This window comes from Congregibacter sp. (genome assembly GCF_965660375.1).
In the GTDB taxonomy this organism is placed as follows: Bacteria; Pseudomonadota; Gammaproteobacteria; order Pseudomonadales; family Halieaceae; genus Congregibacter.
Genome location: NZ_CBFHZO010000131.1, coordinates 25,096 through 46,133 on the forward strand (window position 1 = coordinate 25,096; position 21,038 = coordinate 46,133).

General features: G+C 59.3%; 16 protein-coding genes. 10 read left to right on the top strand and 6 right to left on the bottom strand.

Going from position 1 to position 21,038, the window contains the following annotated elements; translation table 11 throughout:
• Positions 1-22: 22 nt before the first annotated feature.
• Positions 23-2,452 (top strand): penicillin-binding protein 1A, encoded by a 2,430-nt coding sequence (locus ACTG3T_RS13975; RefSeq protein WP_439102899.1) that lies wholly within the window; start codon positions 23-25, stop codon positions 2,450-2,452.
• On the opposite strand, the gene ACTG3T_RS13980 is transcribed toward ACTG3T_RS13975, so the two are convergent.
• Both ACTG3T_RS13980 and ACTG3T_RS13985 read right to left on the bottom strand, forming a co-directional pair.
• Positions 2,437-5,565 carry an efflux RND transporter permease subunit gene (locus ACTG3T_RS13980; protein WP_439102900.1) on the bottom strand — a complete coding sequence of 1,043 codons (3,129 nt, stop codon included), beginning with the start codon at positions 5,563-5,565 and terminating at the stop codon, positions 2,437-2,439. The genes ACTG3T_RS13975 and ACTG3T_RS13980 overlap by 16 nt on opposite strands.
• Before the next feature lie 2 nt (positions 5,566-5,567).
• Positions 5,568-6,638, bottom strand: a complete 1,071-nt coding sequence (locus tag ACTG3T_RS13985) for an efflux RND transporter periplasmic adaptor subunit (RefSeq protein WP_439102901.1) — start codon at positions 6,636-6,638, stop codon at positions 5,568-5,570.
• A 123-nt stretch (positions 6,639-6,761) separates the two neighbouring features.
• Between ACTG3T_RS13985 and ggt the strand changes: the two genes are divergently transcribed.
• The gene (gene ggt, locus ACTG3T_RS13990) at positions 6,762-8,549 is read left to right on the top strand and encodes a gamma-glutamyltransferase (protein WP_439102902.1); all 1,788 of its coding nucleotides are present in this window, start codon (positions 6,762-6,764) and stop codon (positions 8,547-8,549) included.
• An 81-nt stretch (positions 8,550-8,630) separates the two neighbouring features.
• On the opposite strand, the gene ACTG3T_RS13995 is transcribed toward ggt, so the two are convergent.
• From ACTG3T_RS13995 to rpmE, 3 genes are all read right to left on the bottom strand, one after another.
• Positions 8,631-9,290 carry a TSCPD domain-containing protein gene (locus tag ACTG3T_RS13995; RefSeq protein ID WP_439102903.1) on the bottom strand — a complete coding sequence of 220 codons (660 nt, stop codon included), beginning with the start codon at positions 9,288-9,290 and terminating at the stop codon, positions 8,631-8,633.
• A 66-nt stretch (positions 9,291-9,356) separates the two neighbouring features.
• On the bottom strand, positions 9,357-11,504 hold the full coding sequence (locus tag ACTG3T_RS14000; RefSeq protein ID WP_439102904.1) for an adenosylcobalamin-dependent ribonucleoside-diphosphate reductase: 2,148 nt from the start codon (positions 11,502-11,504) through the stop codon (positions 9,357-9,359).
• A gap of 264 nt (positions 11,505-11,768) precedes the next feature.
• Positions 11,769-11,984 carry a 50S ribosomal protein L31 gene (rpmE, locus tag ACTG3T_RS14005; protein ID WP_439102905.1) on the bottom strand — a complete coding sequence of 72 codons (216 nt, stop codon included), beginning with the start codon at positions 11,982-11,984 and terminating at the stop codon, positions 11,769-11,771.
• Positions 11,985-12,232: 248 nt separating this feature from the next.
• Between rpmE and ACTG3T_RS14010 the strand changes: the two genes are divergently transcribed.
• From ACTG3T_RS14010 to ACTG3T_RS14035, 6 genes are all read left to right on the top strand, one after another.
• Positions 12,233-14,425 carry a primosomal protein N' gene (locus tag ACTG3T_RS14010; protein ID WP_439102906.1) on the top strand — a complete coding sequence of 731 codons (2,193 nt, stop codon included), beginning with the start codon at positions 12,233-12,235 and terminating at the stop codon, positions 14,423-14,425.
• A gap of 88 nt (positions 14,426-14,513) precedes the next feature.
• Positions 14,514-16,196 (top strand): arginine--tRNA ligase, encoded by a 1,683-nt coding sequence (gene argS / locus ACTG3T_RS14015; protein ID WP_439102907.1) that lies wholly within the window; start codon positions 14,514-14,516, stop codon positions 16,194-16,196.
• 6 nt (positions 16,197-16,202) lie between these two features.
• Positions 16,203-16,739, top strand: coding sequence for an SPOR domain-containing protein (locus tag ACTG3T_RS14020; RefSeq protein ID WP_439102908.1), 537 nt, complete (start codon positions 16,203-16,205; stop codon positions 16,737-16,739).
• A gap of 81 nt (positions 16,740-16,820) precedes the next feature.
• Positions 16,821-17,360, top strand: coding sequence for an ATP-dependent protease subunit HslV (hslV, locus tag ACTG3T_RS14025; RefSeq protein ID WP_439102909.1), 540 nt, complete (start codon positions 16,821-16,823; stop codon positions 17,358-17,360).
• 25 nt (positions 17,361-17,385) lie between these two features.
• Positions 17,386-18,714, top strand: a complete 1,329-nt coding sequence (hslU, locus tag ACTG3T_RS14030) for an ATP-dependent protease ATPase subunit HslU (protein ID WP_439102910.1) — start codon at positions 17,386-17,388, stop codon at positions 18,712-18,714.
• 10 nt (positions 18,715-18,724) lie between these two features.
• Positions 18,725-19,111, top strand: coding sequence for a gamma-butyrobetaine hydroxylase-like domain-containing protein (locus ACTG3T_RS14035; protein ID WP_439102911.1), 387 nt, complete (start codon positions 18,725-18,727; stop codon positions 19,109-19,111).
• Here ACTG3T_RS14035 and ACTG3T_RS14040 read toward each other — a convergent pair.
• Entirely contained in the window at positions 19,039-19,413 is a 375-nt protein-coding gene (locus ACTG3T_RS14040; protein WP_439102912.1) for a sulfotransferase, read from the bottom strand. The two genes, ACTG3T_RS14035 and ACTG3T_RS14040, sit on opposite strands and share 73 nt — an antisense overlap.
• A 209-nt stretch (positions 19,414-19,622) precedes the next feature.
• On the opposite strand from ACTG3T_RS14040, the gene ubiE reads away from it, so the two are divergent.
• Positions 19,623-20,372 carry a bifunctional demethylmenaquinone methyltransferase/2-methoxy-6-polyprenyl-1,4-benzoquinol methylase UbiE gene (gene ubiE / locus ACTG3T_RS14045; RefSeq protein WP_439102913.1) on the top strand — a complete coding sequence of 250 codons (750 nt, stop codon included), beginning with the start codon at positions 19,623-19,625 and terminating at the stop codon, positions 20,370-20,372.
• Between the two features lie 2 nt (positions 20,373-20,374).
• Positions 20,375-21,022 (top strand): ubiquinone biosynthesis accessory factor UbiJ, encoded by a 648-nt coding sequence (locus tag ACTG3T_RS14050; protein ID WP_439102914.1) that lies wholly within the window; start codon positions 20,375-20,377, stop codon positions 21,020-21,022.
• The last annotated feature ends 16 nt before the right edge of the window (positions 21,023-21,038 follow it).

Sequence of the window (21,038 nt, forward strand, 5' to 3'; positions counted from 1 at the left end):
GCCTTTTAACCCCGGAGACGCTGTGAAATTGCTGCGCTGGCCCCTGCGCCTTACGGTGTTGGGCTTTTTGGGTGGTTGCTGGCTATTTTCCGGCATCTACCTCTATCTCAGTCCCAATCTTCCGAATGTCGAAACCCTCCGCGACGTTCGCCTGCAAACCCCCATGCGCGTGTACACGCGCGACGGCGACCTCATCGGACAGTTTGGTGAGCAGAAGCGTAACCCCCTGACCTACGATCAGATTCCCCAGCAGTTTGTGCTGGCTTTGCTGGCCGCTGAAGATGATGGCTTCTTCTCCCATGGCGGCATTGATTTCGGTGGGCTGCTGCGTGCCGTATCAGAGCTGGTGCTCACCGGAGAAAAAGGCTCCGGGGGCAGTACGCTCACCATGCAGGTTGCGCGCAACTATTTTCTGACCCTCGATCGCACCTTTATGCGCAAGTTCAACGAGATCCTCCTCGCCATCGAAATCGAGCGGCGCCTTTCAAAGGAAGAAATCTTTGAGCTCTATGTGAACCGCGTATTCCTCGGCCACCGCTCCTATGGTTTCGAAGCCGCCTCCCAGGTTTACTATGGCAAGGGCATGGGCGAGCTGAGTCTTGCGCAGCACGCCATGCTGGCGGGCATTCCCAAATCTCCGTCACGGAACAATCCTCTCAGTGGACCCGAGGCCGGCAAGGACCGGCGCAACTGGATTCTCGGGAGAATGCTGACGCTGGATTACATCGATCAGTCCACCTATGACACGGCAATCGACCTGCCAGTCACCGCCACCCAGCACGGCGCCCGTATTTCTCTGGAAGCCCAATATGCTGCCGAGATGGCCCGGCGCCAGATGGTGGAGCGCTATGGTATGTCGGCCTATAACGAGGGTTATAGCGTCTACACCACCCTGGACAGCGAGCTCCAGGAAGTGGCCAGTGCCGCCGTAGTGGATGGCCTTATGACCTATGACTCCCGCCACGGTTATCGCGGTCCCGAACAGCAGCTTCTTGAGGAAGAACTTGCTCCCGACGCACCCCTGCCTCTGAAAGAATGGCTTGCGACTCTTGAGCGCACAGCGGTAATCGCCGGTCTGGAGCCGGCGGTGGTCATCGCCATTGATGACGCGGGCATCAGCGTGCTGCTCCGCGACAACCGCCAGGTGCGTGTGGAATGGGAAGACGGGCTCCGGCAGGCACGGCCATATATCAGCGAGAATCGTATGGGTTCGTCCCCCGCCACACCTGCAGACGTTGTGAGTCTGGGTGATCTCGTGCGGGTGAAATTCAGCGACAAACAGCGCTGGCGCTTTGCCCAGGTGCCCGACGCCCAGGCCGCTCTGGTATCCCTCAACCCGAATAACGGCGCCATTGTGAGCCTCGTCGGCGGCATCGGTTTTGAGAAGAGCAAGTTCAACCGTGCCACTCAGGCGCAGCGACAGCCCGGCTCCAATCTCAAACCGTTTTTGTACAGCGCCGCGCTGGATGCGGGCTTTACCGCGGCCAGCATCATTAATGACGCCCCCATTGTGATGGAGGACCGCTCTCTGGAGGGCGTGTGGCGCCCCGAAAACGACAGCGGCAAATTCTTTGGCCCCACGCGATTGCGCTGGGCCCTGACCAAATCCCGTAACCTGGTATCCATACGTTTACTGCAGCAACTGGGTGTGCGGCGTTTTATCAACTACGCCGACCAGCTAGGCTTTGATACCGGGGACTTTGCACCGGACCTGTCCCTCGCCTTGGGTACCCATGCCATGAACCCCCTGGAGATCGCCAGCGCGTATGCGATTCTCGCCAACGGTGGCTACAGGGTTGAGCCCTTCCTGATTCAGCGCATCGATGACCTGGCGGGCGAAACTGTCTTTGAGGCACGCCCCGCCACCGTATGCAGCGATTGTGAACAGGGCGACCGTGCGCCTGGGACGGAAGAGCTTTCCATGGAAGAAATACTCGCCGCACAAGAAGCCGATGCCCCGCCCGCCCCAAAGCGGGTGATGGATGAGCGCGTCAACTTCATTATTAACAGTATCCTCCAGGACGTCATTAAAAAAGGCACCGGCCGGCGGGCACTGGTGCTAAAGCGTGATGACATTTCCGGAAAAACCGGCACCACCAACGGTCCCATGGATGCGTGGTTCTCCGGCTACAATCCGGATGTGGTAACCACGACCTGGGTGGGTTTTGACAATTACACTCCCCTGGGTCGTCGGGAATTCGGTGGCACCGCAGCCCTGCCCATCTGGATCAATTACATGCGTGAGGCACTGGCGGGGCTCCCGGAGAAACCCCGGGGCCTGCCGCCGGGCGTTATCCACGTGCGCATCGACCCTGCCACCGGGCTCCTGGCGCCCTCGGATCAGCGGGATGCGATCTTTGAGTACTTCCGCGCCGAGAATCTCCCTGAGCCGGGAGAAGGAGAAGGCACCGGCCCTACCGGCACCGACGACCTCATTCAGGAAATTTTCTGAGCCTCCGCAGGGGGCGGTGCCCTGCGCCCCGCCTCCAGTTCGCGCATTTCCCGCGCAATGGATTCCGGTGACCCGGTGCCCCGGGCAACTATGCTGTAAATTGCGGGCACCAAATACAGGGTAAAGAGCGTCGCGACGCTTACGCCAAAAAGCACCACGATACCCAACACGTTGCGACTGGTAGATCCCGGGCCCTCCATAAGCACCAGCGGCAGTGTGCCCACAATCGTGGACACCGCGGTCATGAGCACCGGCCTGAGACGCAGCACCGAGGCCTTGACGATAGCCTCGCCAAAAGCCCAGCCCTCATCCCGGACCTGGTTGATGAACTCCACCAGAAGAATGCCGTTTTTGGTGGCGATGCCGATCAACATGAGCAGCCCGATCTGACTGAACAGGTTGAAACTCTGCCCGGTGACAAACAACCCCAGCAGACCACCGCCCAGGGCCAAAGGCACCGTGACCATAATCACCGCCGGGTGGATAAAGCTTTCAAACTGCGCAGCCATCACCAAAAACAGCACCAGCAGCGCCAGACCGAAGGCAAAGTAAATATCACCGGAGGACTCTTTGTAGTCGAGGGATTGTCCCTTGTAGTCGACTTTGGCATTGGCGGGAAGATTGTCATCCACGGTCCGCTCCAGAAACGCCAGAGCATCGCCCAGACTCACATCCGCAGTCAGCGTCGCGTTGATCGTTACCGCTCGCAGCCGGTTGTAGCGCTGAAGCTCGGCAATACCCGCCACGTTATCGGCCTCTAGGAGATTCGACAGGGGAATGAGTTCACCGCTGGCACTGCGTACCCGGACGTTGCCGATGTCGCTGGGCGTGGCGCGCTGGTTATCCTGGAGCTGGACGATGACCGGATACTCTTCCTGATCCACGGAATAGGTGGTGACCTCCTGCTCCGTCATTAATGCCTGAAGAGTCTCCGCCACATCCCGGGCGCTGACGCCCAGAGAGGCGGCGCGGGCTGTGTCGATGCGCAAATGTACTTGCTGCTGGGTCTCCTTGAGATCCGAGTTGAGCATGCCGAATAAACCGCTCTGTCGCGCCTCATCCATCACGATGTCCCGCCACTCGGCGAGGGTCTGGTAATCCGGGCCCTGGAGCACAAACTGCACCGGTGTATTGGGTCCCCGCTGACCGAGGCCCGCGGGCACAAAGGTCATTACCCGAATTCCCGGCACATCCCGCCAGGTTGCGGCCATCTGATCCCGAAGCTCAAAGGCGCTGTAATCCCGCTCATCCCAGGGCACCATAGAAATCCGGGAGAACGCCGTGGAGGTCGATGTAGAGTTTCTAAACGGTGCGACAAACAACACGCGGGTGAGAGACCCGGCTTTCTCCAACTCCAATAGCGGCGGCTGCAATTGTTCGATGACAGCGCGCATGGAATCAATATTCGTGCCTTCCTGGGTGTTGATGATCGCCATGACCGAATCCTGATCCTCAACGGGCACATACTCCTGCTTCAATTGCTGAAAAAGCAAAGGCAACATGACAAAGGCCAGCACTGCGATCACCAGGGCCATCCAGGCATGCCCCAGAAGATAACGCAGGCTTGTTTCGTAGGACGATCGTAACTTGCTCATGACCGCCTCAACGGCTTTGTCCAACACGCTGTGAGACTCCTTGCGGCGCAGCACCTGGCTGCACAGCATGGGCACCAGAGACAGGGCGAGCACCGAGGAGATACACACGGCGACCGAGATGGTCACCGCCAACTCCACGAACAGCCGGGACGACGCGTCCTGCAGAAATATCACGGGACTGAACACCGCCAGAAGCACCGCGGTAGTGGCGATCACCGCAAAACCCACCTGCTTTGCACCGCCTGCTGCTGCCAGCAAAGGAGGCTCACCATCCTCTACGCGGCGGTAGATGTTCTCCAGCACCACGATGGCATCGTCCACCACCAGGCCCACGGCGAGGACCATGGCCAACAGGGTGATGAGGTTCAGGGAGTAATCCATAGCCTGCAAGGCGATAACCGCACCCAGAAGAGAGACGGGAATGCACACAACAGGAATCAGCGTGGCCCGGATAGTCCCTAAAAACAGGAGTATGACGATGGAGACAAGAACAATGGTCAAGGCAATGGTGGTGTAAACACCGTTAATAGCAGCGCGGATAAAAGCCGACGCATCGCCGGAGGAAGCGATGCCCATACCGTCCGGGAGGTCCCGCTCCACGGCAAGCATTTCCTTGTGCACCGCGTCGAGCACCTCCACCGTGTTGGCATCGGACTGTTTTACCACTCCCACGGAAACGCTGTTTTCGCCATTGGAAAAGAACAGGCGCCGACGGGTGGAGGGGCCCTCTTCCACCCGCGCCACCTCTGCCAGGCGCACCAGGTGGCCGTCATCACCGCGGCGCACCACCAGACGGCGAAAGTCTGTGGCACTGCGGTAGCTGCGCTCTACGCGCACGGGCAGCTCCATGTACTGGGAATCCAGCCGTCCTGCGGGCAGCTCAACGTTCTCTTGCCGCAGAGCGGCCAGCACATCACTCACCGCGAGCTCCCGGGCGCTGAGCTTTTGCCGATCCAGCCAGATGCGCATGGAGCGCGGTGCTCCGCCGAACACGCGTACGGAGGCCACGCCCGGGAGCACAGCAAAACGATCAACGATATAGCGCTCGGCGTAGTCGGTGATATCCATGGGTGACATGCCCTCACCGCCCACGCTCATGTACACGAGAGGCGTGGTTTCGCTGTCTGCCTTGGTGACCTGGGGTCGCTCTGCCTCCTCGGGCAAACGACGACTGGCACGGGATACCCGATCGCGGACGTCGTTGGCCGCGGAATCAATGTCACGGCCCAACTCAAACTCTACGGTGATCGTAGAACGCCCGTCGGCACTGCTGCTGCGGATAGTGCGGATACCCTCAATACCGCCGATTTCATCTTCGATAGGCTGAGTAATCCGGGTCTCCACCACATCTGAGGCGGCACCTTCGTAGTTCGTCACGATGGAGACCTGCGCGGGAGACATGTCCGGATACTCACGGGTCGAGAGCTGCAGAAAAGCCATCACGCCAAAGGACACCAGAAGCAAGGCGATAACCGTGGCAAACACCGGCCGCTGAACGGAAATTTCAGGTAGGCGCATGGTTATGCTCCATTGCCTGCAAGGGGATCGTCTACCGGCTCGGCGGCCTCACGCACCTTCACCCCGGGCCTGAGAGTCATCTGTCCATTTCGGACCACCCGGTCTCCGGGAGACAGCCCTGAGCGAATTTCTATGAGCCCCGGCATGCGTCGCCCGATTTCCACGGTCACCCGCCGCGCAATGGACTCTCCGTCAACCACAAACACCGAGCTTTGGGCGCCGCTTTGCACCAGTGCGGTTTCGGATACAACAATACCCGGCGTCTCACCCAGGGACACGTTCACCGCCATCAACATACCGGGACGCAGCCGCGCCTCGCCGTTATCAATGAGTGCCCGCACGGAAAATGCCCGGGTAGCGGGATCCACACGGCTGCCAATCTGCGTGACCTGGCCGGTAAACACTTCGCCATCCCAGGCGGTACTTATGGCGTTCACCATGTCTCCAATTTCAATCTGCGACAGGTAATGCTCGGGCAGGGTGAAATCCAGCTTCATGGGATTGATGTCATCCAGCTCGGCGATGACCGTGCCCGGGGTCAGCAGTGCACCCACGCTAATACGGCGTAAACCAATGACGCCGTCAAAGGGAGCGCGAATGGTGCGATCGTCGATGCGGGAACGCAGCGCTTCGAGCAGGGCCGCGTTGGCATCGACGCGGGCTCTGGCCACATCGATTTCTGCAGCGGTGGCGATGTCCTTGCCCAGGGTCAGGTAACGGTCGAGCTGCAGCTGGGTTTCTCGCAATTTGGCTTCTGCCTCGCGCAGCAGTGCCAGTTGCTCAACGTCGATAAGCTCCACAAGCACCGCGCCGGCCTTGACCAACTCGCCGCCCTCAAAATGCACCGCACTCACCTGCTCCGTGAGCTTTGCGGTAATCGCAACCGACTCATTGCCCACCAGCGTGCCCACGGACTCCGCGTCGCGAACAATGGGGGCAAGCTCGGCGATTTCTGTCTCCACCAGCACGGCAGACGCAGCGCCGGAGCGCTCCTTGGCGGGGAGTTCCACGTCCTCACAGGCGCTGAGAGCCAATACAGACAAGACACCGAGCAGCCATGGCATGCTTCGCATTCTGTTCTCCTAAATGGGACTGTTTGCTACTGAACCAGGTGAATAGCGCGGCGTATTATAGGCTGTATCATACGTTCGCCGACGGAATTTCCGTCGCTCCCTTTAACTGACAGCGATTCGATTATGTTTTCTACCTCCAAAGCCCTGCGCTCTCTGGTCTTCGCACCCCTGGTTTTCCTGCCGCTCTCACTGGTACTGAACGGCTGTGCGCCTCCTGCCCCTCCAGAAAACGACAGTGCCGGCGAAAGTGCAGGCAAGAGCACAGGCGCGGCGATGGTGGTCACCGCCAACCCTGTGGCCACGCGCGTCGGCGAGGAAATACTCCGCGCCGGCGGTAATGCCGTGGACGCGGCCATCGCTATCGAATCCGTTCTCAGTCTGGTGGAGCCCCAAAGCTCCGGCCTCGGAGGCGGCGGCTTTATGGTCTATTACCATGCTGCCGATAAGCGCGTCGAAGTCTACGACGGACGGGAGAAGGCGCCGGCGGGGGCCCACAGCGATATGTTTCTGAAGGAGGATGGCCAACGCTACGGTTATCTGGAGGCCAAAAACAGCGGTCTGTCCATTGGCGTCCCGGGCATGGTCTCCCTCCTTTCCCTGGCCCATGACGAGCGGGGGCAGTTGCCCTGGGAGGCACTCTTCGAACCGGCCAGAAAGCTGGCGCGGGAGGGGTTTACCGTCTCACCGCGACTGGCGTCCTTCTTTGAAAAGTACGGCATGCGCCTGATTCCCAGCAGCGAGGACCAGGGGCCGCTGGATGCCTACCACTACTTCTTTGACGAGAGTGGCACGCTCCGGGATCGCATTAAAAATCCCCAATACGCCAACACTCTGGAATTGATCGCAGCGAACCCTGCAGATTTTTACCGCGGTCCTCTCGCCGAAGAGATGGTGGCCGCAGCCCATCACGCACCCCGCGCAGGTACGCTGAGCCTGGGCGACCTCGCGGACTATACCGCTCGCAAAGTCGAACCCCTGTGTATGGATTATCGCGGACGCACGCTCTGCGGTCCTCCCCCGCCGTCCTCCTGGGTCGCGGTCGCCATGACCCTGGGCATGCTGGAAGCGACGTCCTTCCCCACCGGCGACGAAATGACCGACTGGGCGATGTTTACCGAGGCCCAGCGCCTGGCCTACGCCGACCGGGATTTTTATGTCGCCGATAATGATTTTGTACCCGTGCCCCTGAGCGGCATGCTCAACCGCGACTACCTGGCCGAGCGCGCTAACCTCATAAACCCTGACGGTGCCGAAGAAACAGTAGCAAACGGTGACCCCTGGGCCTTCCAGCCAGAGCGCACCGCCTCACTGCCGGGCAAGGACACCACCATCGACTACGCGGGTACCACCCATTTCGTCGTTGTAGACCGCTGGGGTAACGCGGTGTCCATGACCGCCACGGTGGAGAGTATTTTTGGGTCCACGCGCATGGCCGGCGGCATGTTCCTCAACAACCAGCTTACAGATTTTGCCAAGCAGCCCAGGGATGACGAGGGAGTGCTGGTGGCCAACCATCCCGCGCCCGGTAAACGTCCCCGCTCATCCATGTCCCCTACCATCGTGCTCAATGGCAACGGTGAATTTGAGATGGCCACCGGCTCCCCCGGCGGCAATTCCATCATCGCCTACACTCTCAAAACCCTCGTGGGAGTTATCGACTGGGGGCTGACACCCCAGGAAGCCGTAAACCTGCCCAACGTGGTTGCCCGCGGCGACACCGTTCGAGTGGAAAGCGCCCGCGCGTCTCAGGAGATGCTCGCGGCCATGCGAGCCTTTGGATTTCAGATCAAGGAATCGGCGGGGGAGAACTCGGGCCTCAGCGTTATCTTGCGCCACAGTGACGGCGAGTTAGAGGGGGGCGTTGACCCCCGGCGGGAGGGGACGATCTCCTCCATCATTGCCATGCCCTGAGGGGCGCTCTCCTTAAGGACTTTTCCTTGAGGGACAGATTAAAGGCACACAAAACACCACAGATTGACGGCAAAGCGGCCGCTAAGAACACTTACTGTCGCCGCAACTCAAACACGTGGCGCAGCCACCGTCGATGATCACGGCTTTTACAGAACATGCCTTGCACAGAGTAGCGCTTTTTGGGTAGCCGGACTCTTCTGGATCAGCATCCATTACTTGGGCTTTCTTTTCTTCCAGATAGGCCAGCTGCGCTTCATCCATGACCTCTTCAGTTATCAGGCCGATAGACCGCATATGACGCTTGATAATGATGCCGATTTCGGCGACGAGAGAAGGGACGAAACGCCCACCCGTGAAGTAGCCACCCTTCGGATCAAACACCTGCTCCAATTCGTCGATGATAAATGTGACGTCACCGCCTTTACGAAAAATGGCACTCAGGACCAGCGTGAGGGCCGTCACCCACTGATAGTTATCCATATCGCGGCAGTTGATGAAGATCTCAAAGGGCGCCCGTTTTTCATGCTCGGTGCCCTCATTGAGCACAATGTCATTAATGGACACGTACAGGGCGTGCTTTATATTTGGAGCCTTGAGCTTGTACGTTGATCCATGGAGATGCTCGGGACGCTTGATCTTCTCGTGCATCTGAATAACTTGCGCTTCCTCTTTTGGCGCATCAGTCTCGCCGGGCTTCACGACGCTCCAGCCAGTAATCTTCTTGTCGATTTTTACAGTCATGGCTTTTGGCCTCTGATCAATGCGGGCCCGCGGCCCGCGTAGTAAACAATGGGCGAGGGGATCGCTCTAGAACCGCGAGTACATACCTTCTTTTAATGCATCAAAGAGGTTGGAGGCGGAGTGCGTATCGCCGTCGTACTCCACCTGGTCGGTGCCGGCCACTTGAATAGTGGATCCGTCCTCGAGGGTGAACTCGTACTTTGTGTTTTCCAGGTCGTCCTTTTTCACCAGGACGCCACTGAATGCCTCCGGGTTATACCGGAACGTGGTGCAGCCCTTAAGTCCACGCTCATAGGCGTACATGTAAACGTCCTTGAAGGCGTCATAGGGAATTTCCGTGGGAACATTAACCGTCTTGGAGATGCTGGAGTCGATCCACTTTTGAGATGCCGCCTGCATATCCACATGCTCTTTTGGCGAAATATCATTGGTGGTAATGAAATAGTCGGGCAGCTTGTTAGGGCCCTCCGTCGCATAGGGATCCGCTTCCGGGTTAACCAGATGGCGGTAAGCCAGTAACTCGAAGGACTGAACCTCCGTCTGCTGCTTGGTCTTTTTGCCCGCCTTGATGATGTTACGCATGTACGAATGGGCGAAACTGGGCTCTATACCGTTGCTACTGTTATTGGCAAAAGAAAACGCAATGGTCCCTGTGGGAGCGATGGAGCTGTGGTGCGTGAACCGTGCGCCATGCTGCTCTATGTCAGCCACAAGCTGCGGCTCTACTTCGGCGATAGTTTGCATGTAGCGGCTATAGCGAGCCATCAATACTCGCCCGGGCACCTTGTCGCCCAGCTTAAACCCGTCGGCCATCATTTCTGGCCGCGCGTGCAGCATCTCTCCGGTGACATCATGATTCTTGTCCAGGATGGGGGCCGCACCCTTCTCCTTCGCCAGCTCGAGGCCAACCTTCCAACCTACTACGGCAAGCTCACGACTAACGCGATCAGTAAACGCTACAGCCTCTTCAGATCCATAACGCATACCCATCAGCGTCACCGCTGACCCCAAGCCGAGGTAGCCAATGCCGTGGCGACGCTTCGTAGTGATCTCTTCAACCTGCTCCGGAAGAGGTAGTCCATTGATCTCCACCACGTTGTCCATCATGCGGGTGAAAATCGCTGTTACCTCTCGGAATTTATCCCAGTCAAAGGCCGCTACATCTGTAAAAGGTGACGTAATGAAGCGCGTCAGATTGACACTGCCCAACAGGCACGATCCGTAATAAGGCAACCCCTGTTCCCCACAGGGGTTTGTGCTGCGGATGTTTTCGCAGAACCAGTTGTTGTTCATTACATTGTATTTATCGATGAGAATGAAACCGGGCTCAGCGTAATCGTAGGTAAGCGACATGACCTCGTCCCAAAGCTCTCGCGCCTTGACGACGTTATAAATCTTGCAGGCAACCTCCCCCACCTCATTGCAAAGATAGTCATCGGTGACCGGGAACTGCTTCCACAGGATTCCGCGATCACCCGCTTTTTTCTCGGCATCTTCAAGCGTGTCCGCCTTGATCGGAAACACAAGAGGCCAGTCACCTTCAGCTTTGACGGCCTCCATGAACTCATCGGTGATCAATAGCGAAAGATTGAATTGGCGAAGCATGCCGTCCGTACGCTTGGCCCGAATAAACTCAAATACGTCCGGGTGGGATACATCAAAGGTGCCCATCTGTGCGCCTCGTCGCCCACCCGCGCTGGAAACGGTCTTGCAGGTCGCGTCAAAGATTTCCATGAACGACAGCGGACCACTGGTTTCGGCCCCGGCTCCCGCCACGTTGGCGCCGCTGGGCCGCAGGGTAGAAAACTCGTATCCAATCCCGCAGCCGGCCTTCAGCGTCAAACCGGCCTCAAGGTTCGCCTGGAGGATGCCGTCCATGGAATCGCCGATCGGTCCCGACACCGTGCAGTTGATGGTGGACGTACTGGGCTTGTACTTCTCTGCGCCGGCGTTCGACATGATGCGCCCGGCAGGAGTCGCTCCGTTGCGAAGAGCCCACTCAAACTTTTCTTTCCAGCCCTCTTGATCGGAGGTCTCAACCCTGGCCAGGGCTGCGGCAACGCGCTTGAAAGACCCGCTCATATCGCCGTCGATGGAATTTCCTTCATGATCACGGAGCCCATACTTCTCCGCCCAGATCTCGACCGAGGTCTCCTGCATTGGCACATCAACGGCTGCCGGGGCTCCACCAGTAATCAGTTCCATCTTGGTCATACATCAATCCTCTATACCTGTGCTCTGGGAGGGCATATCGCTTAGGCGGACACTGTACCTAATAGCTAATGGTTTTGAGACAGCTATACGCCTGAAAAGGCCAAATATGGCAACTTTTTCATAAAGAACCACAACATTTAGTATGCGGGGAGGCGAGAGCGACAGCTGAGGGACCCTGTGGACGGGCACAAAAAAAACCCGCAGACAGTGAGCCGGCGGGTTTTTCGTCTCTGCTACGGCCGAAACGCCGCGGCAGGGCTCCTGTTATCGAGCGGAGCCACGAGCGCCAAAGCGCTTCTTGAATCGATCTACACGACCGCCACTGTCTACGATCTTCTGCTTACCGGTAAAGAACGGGTGGCAGTTAGAGCAAACGTCGATGTTGAAGTCCTGGCCCAGCGTAGAGCGGGTCAGGATCTTGTTGCCACAGCTACAGGTCGCGGTCACGTCCTCGTAGCGGGGATGAATTTCAGCTTTCATGGTGTATCTCCAGTATGTTGATGCCGCCACCCGAACCCACGCAGGCTGCTTGATTAAAGCAGTTCGCGCTATGCCAGGCACCGCATCCGGGAGTCACCTGCTGCTGGGCGTTAGGCACCAGGGGCAGGCAAACGGGGCGCGGAGTTTAGCAGAATCAGCGCTGCGTGCAATACGGCATTTAGGGCGATGAAAAGCGGCGCAGATTCCGCCGTGGAGCGCTCGGTGCTTTGCTATGCTCTCGCCCCATCGTGACCCAAAGCAAACAACCTGCGGTGCTTCGCGTAGCGGCCCCCGTGCCCCTGCGAAGACCCTTCGACTATCTCGCGCCCGAGGGCCAGAACCCGGACTCCCTGAGTCCGGGGGTGCGCCTGCGCGTACCCTTTGGCAAGCGGGAGATCACGGCAATCCTGCTGGAGGTGGCCCTGGAGGCCAGTGTCGATGTGAAGCAGCTCCGCCCGGCACTGACAGTGCTGGACGATGAGCCGGTGCTCAGCCCCAGCATCATCGCCCTGTGCAAATGGTCCTCGGAGTATTACCAACACCCCCTGGGGGAAGTCTTCAGTGCGGCGATTCCCAAGGCGCTGCGCGAGGGGCGCGGCCTGTCCGAGACGCACTGGCGCCTCACCACCCGGGGTAAGGGATTGCCCGACGGCGCACTAAGCCGCGCCAAATCCCAGGCCAAAGCGCTAACTCTGCTGCAAACCGGCGAACAGTTGCCCGTCACACTCAAAGCAGCGGGCGTCTCCAGCGCGGTGCTTCGAGAGCTAGCTTCCAAAGATCTCATCGAGCGCTGTCGGGTCTCCACGGGCCTGCCCAGCGCAGCGCTGAAAGAAGAAGGCCCTCCCCTTGGCGAGGAACAGGCGACGGCAGTCGCAGCGGTAAAGTGGGATAGCTTTAGCTGCCATCTGCTGCAGGGGGTAACCGGCAGCGGTAAGACCGAGGTTTACCTGCGGCTCATTGCCAACTGCCTGGCCCGCGGCGAGCAGGCTCTGGTGCTCATCCCGGAAATCGGGCTCACGCCCCAGACCGTTGAACGCTTCGAAGCGCGGTTCCAAGCCCCCGTGGCAGTGCTCCACTCCGGTTTGTCCGACAGACAACGCTTTGCTGCCTGGCAGGCTGCGCAGTCCGGAACCGCGGGCATTGTCCTGGGTACGCGCTCGGCAATATTCACGCCCCTCGCCCGCCCGGGTCTCATCATCGTCGATGAGGAGCATGACGGCTCCTACAAGCAGCAGGATGGCTTTCGCTATGCCGCGCGGGACGTGGCGGTCAAACGTGCACAGCTTGAAGGCTGCCCGGTGATGCTTGGCAGTGCCACGCCCTCGCTGGAGTCTCTGGAAAATGCCCGCAGGGAACGCTACCAGCACCATTTTCTGCGGGGTCGCCAGGGAGGCGGCGAGCTGCCCATGCTCCAGACCGTGGACCTGCGGGGCCTACAGCTCAACGCCGGCATCAGTGATTACCTCATGGCAGCTATTCGCGAGACCGTTGAGGTACACAAACGTCAGGCACTGCTCTTTCTCAACCGCCGGGGGTTTGCCCCCACGCTCCAGTGCCACAGCTGTGGCTGGGTTGCCGGCTGTGATCATTGCGACGCGCGACTCACGGTGCATCTGCGCAAGCGTTGTCTTCGCTGCCATCACTGCGCCGCGCAGCGTGCCTTGCCACCGCAGTGTCCGGACTGCGGTGGCACCTCCCTCCTGACCCACGGCCTGGGGACTGAACAGACCGAGGATTTTTTGCGCAAGGTACTCCACTGCCCTGTCCATCGGGTAGACAGCGACGCCATGCGCGGCGTGGACGCCATGCAGTCGCTCCTTGAGGTAGCGCAAAGCGAAGAGCCCTGTGTGATCCTGGGAACGCAGATGCTGACCAAAGGGCACCACTTTCCCGCGGTCCAGCTCGTAGGTGTTATTGATGCGGATGCCCTTCTCTACAGTGCCGATTTTCGCGGTGAGGAGCGCATGGCCCAGTTAGTGGTGCAGGTGGCGGGTCGCGCGGGAAGGGAATCCGCCGGTGGCAGGGTTTTGATACAGACCCACTATCCCGATGATCCCTTGTTCGGTGCATTGCGGGACGGTCATTTCGAGGCCATTACCAGCTCACTGCTGCAAAAGCGTCAAAGCGCCCGACTCCCGCCCTATGGCCAACTCATGCTTCTGCGCAGTGACTCCCGAAACGAGGGTGATGGCGAAGCGTTTCTGCGCACCGTATATAGAGAAGCAAGGCAGCACCTACCGAACGATTGCCAGTTGATTGGCCCCCTACCCTCGGCAATGCCCCGGCGGGCAGGGCGTTTTCGCTGGCAGCTCTGGTGTTTAGCTGCCTCGCGCAGAAGTGCTATGGCGGCTGCCCGACTGCTGGTTGAGCGTGCCGAAAAGCTGAAGAAGCCCCGGGAGCTCAGCTGGTTTATTGACGTCGATCCCAGCGACGTTTTGTAAACGCGGCGGCAAATCTGGCAAAGGCGGGAACGAAGCGGGATAATGAGATAGCGCGCCAATCACGGCGCATCATTTACGGAACCACATCATGAAAGACACCGTTGCCGCGCTGCTCAGTGAGGCACTGCAAAGTATTATCTCCGCTCGCCAGGCCGACATCACGGCACCCGAGATTCAGGTGGAACGGACCCGCGATGCCGCCCACGGCGACCTGGCCAGTAATATTGCGCTGGCGACGGCCAAGCTTCTGAAGATGCCACCCCGGGAGCTGGCGCAGGCTATTTGCGATGCCCTCCCCGACAACTCTGTTATCGATCGTACGGACATCGCCGGCCCCGGTTTCATTAACTTTTTTCTCTCCAAAGACAGTCAGGCCGCGGCACTGTTGGAGGTACTCAGCAAGGGCTCTCGCTATGGACACAATGACTCCGGTGCGGGTCGCAAAGTACAGGTGGAGTTTGTTTCCGCCAATCCCACCGGGCCTTTACACGTGGGCCATGGCCGAGGCGCCGCGGTTGGCGACAGCCTCGCCAGAATTCTCGATGCCTGCGGCTGGGAAGTGGTGCGGGAGTTCTACTACAACGATGCCGGCGCGCAGATTAATAACCTCGCCCTGTCTGTGCAGGCGCGCTGCAAGGGACTGACCCCGGACGATGACGGCTGGCCCGACGACGGCTATCGCGGCGACTATATTGCGGAGCTTGCGAAGGCCTATCTCGCGGGAGAGAGCGTAGAGGCCAGCGATAAATCTGTCACCGCGACTGGCGATGGTGAAAACCTCGACGCTATTCGGGAATTTGCCGTGGCCTGGCTTCGCAGGGAGCAGGATCTCGACCTGCAAAGTTTCGGCGTAGCTTTCGACATATTCTTTCTTGAATCATCGCTCTATGAGTCCGGGGAGGTCACCACCACCGTCGATCGACTGGTGGAGAGCGGCAACACCTACAGCAGTGACGACGCCCTTTGGCTGCGCACCACGGACTTCGGGGACGACAAAGATCGTGTCATGCGTAAAAAGGATGGTGGCTATACCTACTTCCTGCCGGACGTGGCCTATCACCTGAATAAATGGCGCCGGGGCTTTGAGCGCGTGATCAACGAACAGGGCGCGGATCATCACAGTACCGTCACCCGGGTTCGTGCGGGCCTGCAGGCTCTGGACGAGGGTATTCCCGAGGGCTGGCCGGAGTACGTGCTCCATCAGATGGTCACCGTCATGCGCGACGGCCAGGAGGTCAAGCTCTCCAAGCGCGCCGGCAGCTACCTCACCCTTCGCGATCTCATCAATGAAGTGGGCCGCGATGCCACGCGTTACTTCCTGGTGGCGCGCTCGCCCAACTCCCAGCTGACCTTCGATATTGACCTGGCATTGTCGCAATCCAACGACAACCCTGTGTTTTATATCCAGTACGCCCATGCAAGGGTGTGCAGCGTTCGTCGCAAGTTCCTGGAAGCCGGCCTGTCCGTAGAGTTGGACCCCGAAACCCTGGCTCTGGAGCGCCTGGTGGAACCCCAGGAAGTGGAGGTACTCAAGCAGCTGGCGCGTTTTCCCGAGATTGTGACCCGGGCCGGCACCAGTGCCGAGCCCCAACAGATCGCCAATTACCTTCGCGACCTGGCTGGAGAGTTCCACGCTTACTACAATGCCCACAAGGTGCTCATTGATGACGGGGAACTGCGCAGCGCTCGTCTTGCTCTGACCACTGCTGTGGGACAGGTGATCGCCAATGGTCTGGACCTGCTCGGCGTCTCGGCTCCGGAGAGCATGTAAGTCCCCATGGCAAAGGCCCCAAAACGGAGAAGCAGTCGCGGCGCAAGTCGCCACAATACGGCCACCGAAAGCCACGGCGGCTTGCGCTGGTATGGGGCCGGCGTTGCCACCGGTTTGTTTCTCGCCTTTTTGCTCTACCTCGTCTCCCTGCCACCGGAGAACGGAGCCGAACCGCAGCTTGCGAACCGTCCCAAGGCCAGTAATCCAGAGCCGGAGTACGAATTTTTCGAGGTGCTCCCCAACCAGGAAATCACCGTCGATGTGGACCCGGCGGATCTTCCCAAGCCACGAAGTGCCGGCACCGGTAAACAGTTTTTACTCCAGGCAGGCTCCTTCCGTCAGGCCGCAGATGCCGATCGCCGGCGCGGCGAACTTTTGCTCCTGGGACTCAATCCCAGTGTGGAAGACACCCAGGGTGACACCGGGCGCTGGTTTCGCGTGGTTCTGGGGCCCTTCGAAAGCCGCTCTGCCATGGCAAAAGCCCGAAGTCTCACCGCCCAGCAGGATATCGACACCCTGCTTATCCAGCGCAATCGCGGGTAAGGCTGGAACCAGCTCCGGCAGGGCGCTTGAACTTCCCTCCCGCGCCCCCATAACGGTAGTTCAAGAGCGAAGGAATTTACCGTGGAACAATTCAGAGGCACCACCATCCTGTGTGTGCGCCGGGGCAACAGCGTTGTCGTCGGCGGAGACGGCCAGGTCTCCATGGGCAACACCATCATGAAGGGCAACGCACGGAAGGTGCGCCGTTTGTATAAAGATCAGGTAATCGCGGGTTTTGCGGGAGGCACTGCCGATGCCTTTACCCTCTTTGAGCTTTTCGAGGCGCAGCTTGAGAAACACAGCGGCCAGCTGGTCCGCGCGGCGGTAGAGCTTGCAAAAGCCTGGCGCACGGAACGCTCGCTGAGGCAGCTCGAAGCCCTGCTCGCCGTGGCCGACAAGGAAACCTCCCTCGTCATCTCCGGAAACGGCGATGTTATAGAGCCAGAAAACAATCTCATTGCCATCGGATCCGGCGGCTCCTTTGCCCAGGCCGCGGCCATGGCATTGCTGGATAACACCGAACTCAGCGCCCGCGAAGTCGTGGAGAAAGGCCTCGGCATCGCCGCGGACATCTGCATTTATACCAACGAGCAGCGCACCATCGAACAGCTCGACTTTTGATCCCAGCCAAATCCGGACCCAAAACATGTCAAATATGACTCCCCGAGAGATTGTCCACGAGCTGGACAAGCACATCATTGGCCAGCAGGACGCCAAGCGCGCCGTGGCCAATGCCCTGCGCAGCCGCTGGCGTCGCATGCAGGTGGAAGAAATCCTGCGCGCGGAAATTACGCCCAAGAACATACTGATGATCGGCCCTACTGGCGTCGGCAAAACGGAAATCGCCCGGCGCCTGGCCAAGCTGGCCAACGCGCCCTTTGTAAAAGTGGAGGCCACCAAGTTCACCGAAGTAGGCTATGTTGGTCGCGACGTGGAATCGATCATCCGCGATCTGGTAGAAATGGCGGTGAAAATGCTCCGCGAACAGGCCATGGACAAGATGCGCTTTCGGGCTGAAGAAGCTGCCGAAGAACGCGTTCTGGATATTCTCCTCCCAGGCGCCCGCGACGGGAAGGGCGAAACCGCAAGCCAGGGTGACAGCACCCGCCAGCTGCTGCGTAAAAAGCTCCGTGAGGGCGAGCTCGACGAAAAAGAAATCGATCTGGAAATCAACACTCCCAGCAGCGTTGAGATCAGCGCGCCGCCGGGTATGGAAGAAATGACCAACCAGCTCCAGAGCATGTTTTCGAACATGGCCCGCTCCCAACCCAAAAGCCGCCGCATGCCCATCAAAGCAGCTTTTGCCGCGCTGTGCGATGAAGAAGCCGCCAAGCTCGTCAATGAAGATGAAATCAAACAGCAGGCGGTGCAGGCGGCGGAGCAAAACGGCATCGTCTTTATTGACGAACTGGACAAGGTCGCCAAGCGGGGCGAGACCGCCGGCGCCGATGTGTCCCGGGAAGGAGTCCAGCGGGATCTGCTGCCGCTCATCGAGGGCTGCACCGTGAGCACCAAATACGGCATGCTCAAAACCGACCACATTCTGTTTATCGCTTCCGGCGCCTTCCACCTGTCCAAACCCTCGGATTTGATTCCCGAGCTTCAGGGTCGCCTGCCTATCCGCGTGGAGCTTGCGGCGCTGTCGCCCGAGGACTTCAGACGTATACTCGTAGAACCCGATGCAGCGCTCACACGGCAGTACAGTGCGCTGCTGGGCACCGAGGGCATGTCTCTGGAGTTTACCGAAGACGGTATTGCACGCATCGCCGAGCTTGCCTGGCAGCTCAACGAGAGCGCGGAGAATATCGGCGCCCGACGACTGCACACCGTCATGGAACGCTTATTGGAAGACGCCTCATTCAAGGCCGCCGATGATGGCCTCAGTGGCAGCGTGCTGGCCGTCGATGCCGCCTATGTAGATTCACAGCTGTCAGATCTGGCGATGGACGAAGATCTGTCAAAGTTCATTCTGTAATCGAGGACCTATGAGCGACGCCCCCCGTCCCATCCACCTACGCCTGCGCAAAAAATCGCGGGTTTTGGAACTTGAGTACGCCGACGAGCGCTACAGCCTGAGTTGGGAATATCTGCGGGTCTATTCCCCTTCGGCAGAGGTGCGGGGACATCATCCATCTCAGGCTGTTCTGCAAACAGGCAAGCGTGACGTCGCGATCAATAACCTTAAGCCTGTGGGGCATTACGCCCTGCAGCTGCTCTTTGACGATGGCCACGACAGCGGCCTGTATACCTGGGACTATCTCTATCGCCTGTGCACCCAGGAGTCAGCACTGTGGCAGGCCTATCTTGATGATCTTGCCGAGGCAGGCGCGTCTCGGGATCCGGATACGCAGGTCCTGCATTTTGAGCCCTGAGCTACCTCAGAGCACAGTAAACGCTCCTCGGGAATCAACGCTTTCACTGCAGCCACATGCTCATGATAGCGACACACGAGATGCTCCCGATCATGCATTCGCCCGTCAAAGTAATCATTGATGGTCGCCTTCATGTAGGCGCCGGCATCGGAGCTTGGCAACCAATCTATCCAGGGTTTGGAAAAAACCGTCTCCTGGGTGGAATCGAACCAGCGATCCGGGTCGCACATGTTCAAAACAACTTTAGCGTCGGGGACATGCCCGGCAATCACGGCGAACTGCGTACAGGCAGGAAAATCCACCGTCGCCCTAAAGCCGCCTTTGTGGGCATAGTGCCCGTGCGGCCAAAACCAGCGCCTATTACCTGTAGTGACATCTCTGGACCTCTCCCTGAATCAGGAGAATTATTGCCGGGGGAGCACCCTGGGGATTCTGCCGACGACCAATGAACAAGCACTGCTTATCAGCAGACTACAAGCTACAATGCGCCCTCGCAATTGGGATGTAGAGCATGAGCGACGAAGACACAACACACTTTGGTTACCGGGACGTCAAGACTGAAGAGAAAGCGGGTATGGTCCGCGGCGTCTTTGATTCCGTGGCCAGCCGCTACGACGTGATGAACGACCTTATGTCCGCCGGCGTTCACCGAATCTGGAAGCGCTTCACCATCGAACTCTCCGGCGTTCGTCGGGGTAATCGCGTGCTGGACATCGCGGGGGGCACGGGAGACCTTGCCGCCAAATTTGCACCCATGGTCGGCGACGAGGGCGAGGTGGTGCTCGCGGACATCAACGCGAGTATGTTGCGGGTAGGCCGCGACCGGCTGATTGATAATGGCGTCCGCGGCAACCTTCATTATGTCCAGGCGGACGCCCAGTATCTGCCCTTTCCCGATGATCACTTTGACTGCATCACCATCGCTTTTGGTCTGCGTAACGTCACCGACAAAGACAGAGCCCTGCGCTCCATGCTGCGAATTCTCAAGCCCGGTGGTCGCCTGCTGGTGCTCGAGTTCTCCAAGCCCCGCAACCCCCTGCTGAGCCGCGCCTACGATGCCTACTCTTTTAGTGTCCTGCCCTTTATGGGCAAGCTGGTGGCCGGGGATTCCGAGAGCTATCAATACCTCGCCGAATCCATCCGCATGCACCCGGACCAGGAAACGCTCCGCCAAATGATGGAAGACGCAGGCTTTGCCCGCTGTGATTACCACGACATGACCGGTGGTGTGGTGGCCGTACACCGCGGCGTCAAAGACTGACCATGAACGACATTCGTATGCCCACGATCCACACCGCGGGACTGGCCGCTGCCGAAGCGGCTGCCAATGCGGCACTGCGTTTGTCGCCCCACAGCATCGAGGCGCTCAAACCCATTGCCGGTCGCGTGCTGGCTCTTGAATGCACCAAACCCGCCATCACGCTTTATCTGCACAGCGAAGCCAGCGGTGAACTGCGCTTTCAGGGTGTGCACGATGGCCCCGTGACCACCCGCGTCACAGGGACGGCCCAGGATTTTGCCGCCCTGGCCCAGGCAGAAGATCCCGCTGCCGCACTGATCAATGGCGGCATCCAGCTGGAAGGCAACAGCAGCACGCTCATCGATATGCAGCGCGTGTTTAATGATCTGGACATCGACTGGGAGGCTCCTTTGGTCTCGGGCCTTGGCGACGTTGCCGGCCACCAACTGGCGGGCATGCTCAGCGCGGCGTTCCACTGGTCCCGGCAGTCCGGCGAGAACCTTCGGCGCCAGCTGGAAGAGTTTGCCCTGGAAGAAGCACGTATTGCACCGCCCAAGCTGGCCCTGGAGCATTTTTACGAGGATGTTCAGCAGCTCAGTGAGCGCAGCGAGCGCCTGGAACAGCGGGTGCAGCGTCTGAGGCTGCGCCTGGAAAGGCTTCGTACCGCCTAATGTCCAGTCTCCTGCG

Excerpts from the sequence above, each read along its gene's own strand:
- hslU (WP_439102910.1), top strand. The coding sequence starts at position 17,386 with ATGTCAAATATGACTCCCCGAGAGATTGTCCACGAGCTGGACAAGCAC.
- ACTG3T_RS14050 (WP_439102914.1), top strand. The coding sequence starts at position 20,375 with ATGAACGACATTCGTATGCCCACGATCCACACCGCGGGACTGGCCGCT.
- ggt (WP_439102902.1), top strand. The coding sequence starts at position 6,762 with ATGTTTTCTACCTCCAAAGCCCTGCGCTCTCTGGTCTTCGCACCCCTG.
- ACTG3T_RS13995 (WP_439102903.1), bottom strand. The coding sequence starts at position 9,290 with ATGACTGTAAAAATCGACAAGAAGATTACTGGCTGGAGCGTCGTGAAG.
- ACTG3T_RS14035 (WP_439102911.1), top strand. The coding sequence starts at position 18,725 with ATGAGCGACGCCCCCCGTCCCATCCACCTACGCCTGCGCAAAAAATCG.
- ACTG3T_RS13980 (WP_439102900.1), bottom strand. The coding sequence starts at position 5,565 with ATGCGCCTACCTGAAATTTCCGTTCAGCGGCCGGTGTTTGCCACGGTT.
- ACTG3T_RS14000 (WP_439102904.1), bottom strand. The coding sequence starts at position 11,504 with ATGACCAAGATGGAACTGATTACTGGTGGAGCCCCGGCAGCCGTTGAT.
- ubiE (WP_439102913.1), top strand. The coding sequence starts at position 19,623 with ATGAGCGACGAAGACACAACACACTTTGGTTACCGGGACGTCAAGACT.
- rpmE (WP_439102905.1), bottom strand. The coding sequence starts at position 11,984 with ATGAAAGCTGAAATTCATCCCCGCTACGAGGACGTGACCGCGACCTGT.
- ACTG3T_RS14020 (WP_439102908.1), top strand. The coding sequence starts at position 16,203 with ATGGCAAAGGCCCCAAAACGGAGAAGCAGTCGCGGCGCAAGTCGCCAC.
- ACTG3T_RS13985 (WP_439102901.1), bottom strand. The coding sequence starts at position 6,638 with ATGCGAAGCATGCCATGGCTGCTCGGTGTCTTGTCTGTATTGGCTCTC.
- argS (WP_439102907.1), top strand. The coding sequence starts at position 14,514 with ATGAAAGACACCGTTGCCGCGCTGCTCAGTGAGGCACTGCAAAGTATT.